The sequence below is a fragment of the Streptomyces sp. NPDC057654 genome (genome assembly GCF_042800135.1).
In the GTDB taxonomy this organism is placed as follows: Bacteria; Actinomycetota; Actinomycetes; order Streptomycetales; family Streptomycetaceae; genus Streptomyces.
Genome location: NZ_JBHVHQ010000275.1, coordinates 674 through 9,549, shown reverse-complemented (window position 1 = coordinate 9,549; position 8,876 = coordinate 674). Strand labels below are relative to the sequence as shown.

Sequence of the window (8,876 nt, the reverse complement as noted above, 5' to 3'; positions counted from 1 at the left end):
GATGTTGACGAGGGCGCGCCGGAGGCCGTCGTCGGTGTTGGCGCTGATCACCTCGTACAGCCGGTCGCTGAGGTCGGCCGCCCGCTCCACCAGCCGGGCCTCGGCGGCGCATACCTCGTCCGCCCAGCGGCGGGTGTCCGGTGTGCGCAGCGCGCGCACCGACTCGACCGGGAGTCCGGCGACGCGGACCATGAACCGCTCGCCGAGCGCCCAGGACGGCGCGCTTCCGGCCGCTGCGGGCCGGGAGTCAGTAGTCATCGCATGTCCCCGTATCTCGTGCTCTGTCGTCCCGTACGGCGTCTCGTACGAGAGCTCCTGCGTCGTCCCGTCCGGCATCCCGCGCGGCTCAGGCGATCTCGTAGCGGAAGTCGGCCCCGTCGGACCGCTCGTTGCCGATCAGGGTGATCAGCAGCGGCACCTCGTCCGTGCCGGCCAGGCCCATCCGGTCGATGTACGAGATGTTGTCGAAGCCCAGCGCCGCGCCGCAGCCGACGCCGAGGGCGCCGCACGCCGAGTACGTCGCCTGCGCCATCGCCCCGACGACGGCGTTGACCAGCCGGTATCCGCGGTCCCCGACGGCGTCCAGGACGGCGGAGGCGCGGACTGTGGGCACCAGGACGACGCCGGCCTGTTCCACGTTGTAGTTGGACAGGAAGTAGTTCTGCTGGAGGAAGGTCCCCTGCGGGCCGGCCGCCACGAGCCGGAGGGTGTTGCCGTCGGGCGCGTACTCGTAGACGCCGGGCTCGATGCCCTCGACGTGGTTGACGAAGGCGTACATCTTGACGAGGGACAGCCCCTCGCCCGCCGGGCCGACGTCGCAGGGCAGCGCGGACCCGGCCACCGCCGCGTGGAGTACGGCGCTCAACTGGGCTTCGGTGAGCGGATGTTCGGCGGCGAAGCGGCCGAAGCTGCTGCGGCGGTCGCGCAGCGCGCCGCGCACGGTGGCGTCGAGCGGGGCGGGCTCGGGCAGCGCGACGGCCTCCCCGGCGCGCGGCGGGTAGGAACGGGCGGCGGCGAGGGCCGTACGGTCCGGCCGGTCCGTCGCGCCGAGCCGGGTGGCCGCGTGCATGGCCTCCAGCGTCTCGAAGGTCCGCAGCTCGCGGGACTTCTCCTGCTCCGCGTAGCGCACGCGGGGGCCTTCGGAGGGCCGCTCCGCCGGGCGGCCGGGCGTGCGGCTCGCGGCGGCGTCCCAGCGCAGCGGGATCACCGCGAAGAAGCCCTCGTCGGCGGCGTCGACGCCGAGCAGCCGGTTCAGCTTCTCCTCGTCGAACCAGAACGCGGGCTCGACGCTCAGCCCGCGGGCGCGGGCCCACATCCGCCAACTCTGGGTGATGGTCCCGATGTCCATCGTGGTGGCGTGGTAGCTGAAGCTGTTGTACTTGAAGGCGTTCTGCCAGAACTTGATGCCGAGCACGAGGAACTGGTCGACGTCCTCCGGCAGTTCGGGCAGGTCCAGGGCGTCGCGTACGTCCGGGGTGACGTCGCCGGTCAGCAGGCGGCGCAGCGCGTGCTGCGAGGTGTCGTAGTAGTGCACGCCGGGCGTCAGCGGGCCGCTGGGGCCGTTGACCCAGTAGACGCTGACGGGGTAGAGCCCGCCGCCGGAGGCCGTGCCGCGCGCCCAGTTGGCGCCCGCGTAGAACGGGAGGGACGCGAGGTCGTCGTTGGCGTGGATGGCGAGCCGTCGCGACAGCAGCCCGTACGAGTCGCGGAGCATCCCGCCGAGCGTCGCCAGGTCGAAGGGGGCGGCGTCGGCCGGGGGCGGCAGCAGCCCGGTGTCGAAGGTCGCGCCCTCGGGGTCGTCACCCTGGGGCAGCGGGAAGCTCTCGGCGTCGGGGTAGTACTTGCCGAGGCGGGGCTTGTCGGCCCAGTTCGGCACGTAGCCGATCGGGGGCATTCCGACCCGGCTGCGCTGCATCACCGCGCTGAGGTAGTCGTGGGCTGTACCCATCACAGGTCCTTTCGAGCCGCGGGCCCGGCGGCCTGGTCGCCGGTTCACGGAGGTCTGGTGGAGCGCCGGGCCCAAGAGCCCGGACTCGTCAACTTCAGGAGTCTTCAGGGGAAGGGGTGCGGCGCGGGGTTGAGGTCGGCGGGTTCCAGGTCGCGGTCGGCGAGGCCGGCCCGGCGCAGCCCCGTGCGCATCCGGGGCATGTGCGGGGCCCGCTGCCGGTCCCAGCCGAAGTCGATGGGCAGCAGGCCGGGCACGATCACGCTGACCGTGTGGAGGCCGATGGCCCGCTGCTCCGGCAGCGTCTGGTCGACGGCGATGGTGTCGAACCCCTCGGCGGCCAGTGCGTTCACGCAGCCGTGCACGTCCTGGCTCAGGTCGTCGGAGGGGCGCAGGGCCCGGTCCGGGTCGCGGTACGCCTCGTCGAGCCGGTGGAGCGGTGCGCGCTCCGCGCCCGCCTCTCCCAGCAGGAACGCGGCGTGCCGGGACATCTCGGGCAGCCCGTACACCAGCGGGTGGTCGTGCAGGGCGAGCACCTTGCCGAAGTCGGCCGCCATGGCTTTCAGTTCGGCGCGGTTCCACTCCGTGCGGCGGCGCAGGTGCAGCGAGTCGGTGGCGATCTCCGCCAGTCCGGCCCGCAGCGCCGCCTCGGGGTCGAGGCTCGCGCCCGCGCCGAAGCACAGGGCGCCCTCGCCGCCGTCCACGCGCGTAGCGGTGGCGACGACGACGGGGACGGGCAGGGTCATCCGGGCGTCGAAGAACCGGGCCTCGTAGCCGTACATCGCGAGCCGGTCGACCATCTCGCGGGTGGCGGCGTCCCGGCTGCTGTGCGGGTCGAGTTCGGGCAGCGCGGGCCGCCCGTACCAGGTGAGCAGGAACGCGTCGCGCTCCACCAGCTCCATCAGCCCGTAGTAGACGGCCTCGGAGAGCGAGCCGCCGGAGGCGCAGCCGTTCGAGCACTCCTGCACGAACCGCTGCTCCAGCGGGGCCGAGTGATAGTACGTCAGGATCTCGGGTACGAGCACGGGCCGGTCGTCGCGGAGCGAGTGGCCCCACACCCAGGGGATGCGGGCGTCCTCGCTGAACGGCCGTACGCGCGACTGGGAGGCGTAGAACGCGTCCGGATACACACCGCACTCGCGCGGGTCCAGGACCCGGTCGGACCCCTCGCGCAGCTCGGCGAGGGAGGCGACGACGCTGGTGGCCTTGGCGCGCGAGCGCATGCCCGCGTACCGCTCCAGCCCCTCCAGCGCGCCGATGCGGACGCTGTCGCCGTAGCGGTAGGAGTGCCCGCCCCAGAACGTCTCATGGAGGTAATGGCCGGTCCGCAGACCGAAGTTGCCGACCGTGGAGGCCGTGGTCGGCGCGTCGAGTTCCCGCGCGACCCCCGCGCCGAGCGTGCCGCAGACCGGGTTGGCGAACGCCGTCAGCGGAATGTCCAGGTCATCGAGGTCCCGTACCCGGAACGAGCCGGGGGCGGTCTTCGGCGACGGGTCGAGGGCGACCGGCGCGGGCGCGTCGGCCGGCCGCCGGTCGCAGGCCGGGCACTGCGGGTCGGGCACCAGCGGGAACGAGCGGACCCGGAGGTTCTCCAGGTTCAGCCGGTGGACCAGCGGATAGCCGCCCTCGCCGGGCGTGGACCCGGCGGCCTGGGAGGCGATGAGCGCGGCCAGCGCGTCGAGCGCGAACGGCGTCAGGTGCGGCGGCTCCCCGGCGGCGCGGGTCGGGCCGCCGAGTTCGAGCGCGTCGCGCAGCGGCTTGTGGCGCACGGCCTGCCAGCGGCGGGCGAGGCAGTGGCCGCACGGGCGGCTCTCCGCCCCGGGCGGCGGTACGGGGCCGAGGACGGCGGTGTGCCCGTACACGTAGACGGGAGCGACGGGCCGGTCTCCCGCGCCGAGGGCGGCGGGCGGCGCGGCGGCCAGTTCGTCCCGGACGCCGAGCGGCAGCACGGCGATCTCCAGGTCACGGTCTGTACGGCCCGCGAGCCGTGCGTACAGGGCCTGGGCGGCGGCTGCCGCCCAGGGCTCGGTCACGCGCGGCGGCTCCGCGACGGCCGTGGGGCGTGAGCCTGCCATGGTGCCGGTCATGCGGTCTTCCGGCCGGTGAGCAGGGCGCGTACGGCGTGCATGCCGCCGAGGAGCAGGTCGTCGGAGGCGGTCTGGACGACCAGCACGTCGCGGCCCGCCGACCGCAGCCGGTCCAGTACGGCCTCGGCGGTGGTGGCGGCGGTCAGGTCCGGCGCGGCCGTGCCGGAGACGGCCACGGCGGCCGGCTCGAACGCGGCGAGCAGCGCGTCCCCGGTGTCCGGCGCCGCGCCCTCGGGGTCCTCCCGCGTGAGCTGGACGCGGCCCGCGAGGTCGCGCAGCGCGGCCATCGCGGCGCCCTGCCAGGTGAGGTCCGCGCCGATCGCCCAGCGGCCCCCGGCGGCCCGCGCGAGGAGCACGTACGCGCCGGATCCGGCGGCCTCGCTCTCGCCGAGGTCGAGGAGTTCGATCCCGGTCTCCAGGTTGGCGGCGGACCGTACGAGGAAGCGGAGTTCGGCGTCGTCCTCCAGCGCGGTGAGCGGCACCTCGGTGACGTTCCGCGTGCCGCGCGCGGTCGCTTCGAGGGCGTCGTAGGCGAGCGCGGACATCAGCGCGTGGTGCAGCGCCTCGGGAAGCGAGCCGCCCGCCCCGGCGCCCGCGCTGGTCGGCACGTACGCGCGGGAGGCGTTGTGCGCCCCGAACGTACGGACCGCCGCCGCCGGTACGAGCGCCCGCTCGCCGCAGGAGAGCGACGTGGCCGCCACCCACTCCTCGACCGAGTCGGCCGTCACCGGCAGGCCGCTCGCGGTGGAGAGGGAGGCGGGGGTGACGGTGGGCAGCACGGCGCGGGCGTCGGCGAGCGCGGTGCCGCGCAGCACGCCGGGCAGCGGAACCGCGTGTTCCACGTAGACGTCGACGGCGGTGCGCAGGGCGCGCAGCCGGGCCCCGGCGGCGTGGTGCACGTCGAAGGCCGCGACGGTGCGCCGCCGTCCGCCGCCGGTGCCGAGCACGAGGCGGCCGGCCTTCAGCGGGGTCTGCGTCAGGTCGTCGTCGGCGAACCGGGTGAAGACCCCGGCGGCGGCGCCGACCAGTTCGCTCTCGGCGTTGAGCTGCTCCAGTACGGCCTCGGCGTCGTCGGCGGTCGGGGCGGTGGCGACGTGCGGCGCCTCGGGCAGCGTCCCGGCGACGGCGGGCGCGGCGGGGCGGCCGTCGGCTTCGCGGCAGAACGAGCAGTCGGGGTGCGGGAGGACGCGCTCGGTGAGGGTGTCCATGGAGTCCAGCTCCTGGACGATGATCCGGCCCTCGGTCTCGGCGGGCGGGGCCTGGGCGGTCATCCGGAACACCTCGTAGCCGAGGAGATTGCCGAGCTGGGCCGCCGGGTTCTGGCCGAGGGCGGCGTCGGACGCGCGGGCGCCGGGGAGGCTCACGCGGCTCCAGACGTCGGCGGCGGCGGTCGTGCCCTCCTCGTTGGCGGCGAGCCGGAGCATGGCGCAGGCCCAGCAGCCGGGCCGGCCGGCGGTCATCGAGGGGCCGGCGACGGCGCGGTCGCCGAGGACCGTCAGGGGGAGCACGCTGCGGCCGGCGGGGATGCCTTCGGTGAGGAGGCGGTGGATCTGTCGGGGCGCGTCGGGGCCGGTGCAGACGACGACGTCGTACGCGCCGAGGTCGGCCCAGCCCAGCGGTTCCTCGCTGTGCGGGAGCATGCCCAGCTCGGCGGGCGCGCCGCGCTCGGCGAGCCGCCGGGCCTCGGCCCGTACGGCGCCGAGGCCGCCCGCCTGCGTCGTGTCGTCGTTCTCCGTGGCGGCGGGGGCGACATCGACGTTGGCGCCGCCGTTGCGGACGATGGACAGGGCGCACCAGCGGGCCACGGGGCCGTCGCCGAGGACCGCGACGCGGCTGGTGCGGAAGCGGGCGAAGCGCTCGGCCGCGCCGTCCTCGAAGTGGTCGATGTAGTTGATCTGCGGCGCGAACTCCTCGGTCACCTCGGCCGGGAGCGCGCCCGCGACGCCCGCCGTCTCCTCCTCGGCGGGCACGGGGCGGGCGAAGCCGCGCTCGTACAGCGTCCCGACGAGGTCGGTCACCATGGTGCGGCGGTCCTCGGGGAGCCCGGCGCACAGGTCGCCGACCCGGTGCCGGCCGTTGAGGTGGGGGACGATCAGCGAGGCGAACCGGTAGGCGGACTTCGCGGCGAGGTGGAAGCCGCCGTGGGCGTTGTGGAAGAGCACGCCCTCGCTGGTCTGGGTGAAGAGGACGTCCCGGCCGATGCGGGGGCGGGTGTCGGCGAGCTTCTCGTACGCGGCGTTTGTCGTGTCTGCCGTGGTCGCTGTGTTCGCTGTGTTCTCGGTGAGCTCAGTGGTCATTCTCGGAACCCTTGTCAGGTGGGGGTTGCCCGGCCGCAGACGGACCGCGCGTGGTCGGACGGCCGCGGGTGAGCGGGCAGCCGTGTGCTCGGCGTCGGTCCGGCGGGGCCGGTCCGGCGGCGTCGAGGAGGTTGAGTTGTGGGGAGGTTCAGGAAGCCCGGGAGGCGGAGGGGCGCTTCTCGGAGCTCTGTTGGTTGTGGTTCAGCGGGTCGGGGCCCGGCCGGCCGGGGCTCAGTTGGAGAGCGCCACGCCCGCGTCGCGGCGAACGAAGGCCCGTAGCAGCGCGGGCATCCGGTACTGGCCCGGCGCGTCGCCCTCCAGCAGGCTCGCGTCGATCAGCTGGTCCAGCACCGCCGAGGCGTCGACGAGCGAGAGCCGCAGCGCGGCGGCGCACTCGTCCAGGGACAGGAGCTGCTGCGGGCTGTTGCCCAGCGTCTGGCAGGCCCGGATCGCCGGGAGGCTGAGCCGGCCGAGGAAGGTGCCGAAGGTCTGGGCCAGCGACATGTCGGGGGTGCCGACGACGGAGAGCCGCCCCACCGGGTCGTCGCGCAGCCACGCCACGTCGTCGGCGATCTGGTGGCGCGGGCGGAGCAGCAGCCGGGTGGCGGCGATGCGCAGGGAGAGGGGGAAGTGGCCGCAGAGGTCGGCCAGTTCGTCCGTGGGTCCCGGTTCGGCGGCGACCCGGCGGTGGCCGAGGACCGAGGAGAGCAGGGCGCGCGACTCGTCGGCGGCGAGCGCGCCGAGCCGGTAGACGCCGGCGCCGCGGCTCGCGGCGAGGCCGGCCAGGCTCATCCGGCTGGTGATGACGGCGGCGCTGCCCTTGGCGGTGGGCAGGGCCGCCTGTATCTGCTCCATGCTGTACACGTCGTCGAGGACGACGAGGGTACGGCGTTCGCCGTCGCCGCAGTCCGCGGCGGCCGCGGGCAGCGGGCGGGGCGATCCCGCCGCGTCCCCGTCGCCGCCGCCGCCCTCGGGACCGACGCGCACGAAGTACTGGCCGTCGGGGAAGGCGTCGCGGACCTGCTGGGCGATGTGCACGGCGAGGGCGGTCTTGCCGATGCCGGGCGGGCCGGAGATCACGGCGATCGCCGGGCCGCCGCGGTCGGCGGTGAGCTGCTCCGCCAGTTCGGCGCTCTCGTGCTCGCGGCCGGTGAAGTCGGGCAGGTCGGCGGGGAGGGCGAGGCCGGGGTCGTACGGGGCGGGGCCCGCGCCCGTACCGCGCGCCGCCTCGGACGGGGCGGGGGCGTCGGGCGCGTCGGGGCCCATGGACTCGCCGCGCAGGATGGTCATCTCCAGCCTGCGGAGCGACGGTCCGGGGTCCACGCCGAGCTCCGTGCTCAGGTACTCCTTGACGGTGCGGTACTCGGCGAGGGCGTCGGACTGGCGTCCGGTGCGGTAGAGGGCCTCGATCAGCCGCTCCCAGAACCGCTCGTGACCGGGGTGGGCGCGGGCCACCGAACGGAGTTCGGGGAGCGCCTGGCGACACCTGCCGAGGGAGAGCTCGACGTCGAAGCGGCGCTCGGCCGCGCGCAGCCACTCCTCGCGGAGCGCGGGGACCTCGTCCCGGTGCAGGACCTCGGACTGCACGTTCGAGATGGGCGGGCCCTCCCAGAGGGCGAGGGCCTCGCCGAGCAGCCGGGACTCGTCCTCGGGCTCCTCGGCGCGCTCGGAGGAGCGCAGCAGTTCGCGGAACCGCGCGAGGTCGAGGGTGTCGCCGTTGACCGGGAGCCGGTACCCGCCGGGCATGGTCTCGATGGCGTCGTTGGAGATGCCGAACTTCGCGAAGAGGCGGCGCAGCCGCATGACGTAGGTGTGGAGAGTGGCCTTGGCGGTGGCGGGCGGTGTCTCGCCCCAGACCGCGCGCTGGAGGAACTCCGTGGAGACCACGGCTCCGGGCCTCAACAGCATTGCGGCGAGCAGGGTGGTCGGTTTAGAGGGTGGAAGGGCGACGGTGCTTTCCCCGTCGGAAATACTCATCAGGCCCAGCACAGAGAATCGAACCGCAGCGCACAAACCAGCCCCCATTACTTTACGCTTCAATCAATGGGGCGCCAACCACGGCCGCGCACGACAGGTCTGAACCATCCCTGCCCTGCGCGCCGCCTGAACTGCTTAGGCCACGCCTAATCAGCCAGCACGACCGATCGCCCCCGAATCGCCACTGCACCGTACATACACCCATGCCTGAGGTCAATCGTCGTTTCCACAGGTCAAGGCATACAAGTCGATACATCCCAGGCGCACTCGCGTCACCGGGCGGAAGAACGGAAAAGGCAAAGAAAACGCAAAACCCCGCCCGGCGCGATGCGCGCCAGGAGCATTAGCGAGTGATGCCGCCAAGTCGCTTTGGACCCACTACGTCCGATTCATCGGCACGGCGCCATCATTCATGGGAAAGCCCTATGCCGACGCGCTGACAAACCTCGGACACTTCGCTGGCACTTCGCTGACACACGCATCCGCGATGACGCGCCCCTTGACGGCCCGCAATGAATAGGCGGAGCCTTTGCCGGGGCATCGCCGTTAACGCGACGCGAAGCAGAAACG

5 protein-coding genes are annotated in these 8,876 nt (G+C 73.9%); all 5 read right to left on the bottom strand.

Features of this window, described 5'->3' with window-relative positions:
• On the bottom strand, positions 1 to 258 hold a 258-nt coding region (locus ACFU99_RS20965), incomplete at its 3' end, for a hypothetical protein (RefSeq protein WP_384394160.1).
• 88 nt (positions 259 to 346) lie between these two features.
• Positions 347 to 1,948 carry a SagB family peptide dehydrogenase gene (locus ACFU99_RS20960; RefSeq protein ID WP_384394158.1) on the bottom strand — a complete coding sequence of 534 codons (1,602 nt, stop codon included), beginning with the start codon at positions 1,946 to 1,948 and terminating at the stop codon, positions 347 to 349.
• A gap of 104 nt (positions 1,949 to 2,052) precedes the next feature.
• Entirely contained in the window at positions 2,053 to 4,020 is a 1,968-nt protein-coding gene (locus ACFU99_RS20955) for a TOMM precursor leader peptide-binding protein (protein ID WP_384394156.1), read from the bottom strand.
• Between the two features lie 8 nt (positions 4,021 to 4,028).
• Entirely contained in the window at positions 4,029 to 6,329 is a 2,301-nt protein-coding gene (locus tag ACFU99_RS20950) for a TOMM precursor leader peptide-binding protein (RefSeq protein WP_384394154.1), read from the bottom strand.
• A gap of 231 nt (positions 6,330 to 6,560) precedes the next feature.
• Positions 6,561 to 8,306 (bottom strand): BTAD domain-containing putative transcriptional regulator, encoded by a 1,746-nt coding sequence (locus ACFU99_RS20945; protein ID WP_384394152.1) that lies wholly within the window; start codon positions 8,304 to 8,306, stop codon positions 6,561 to 6,563.
• Between the last annotated feature and the right edge of the window lie 570 nt (positions 8,307 to 8,876).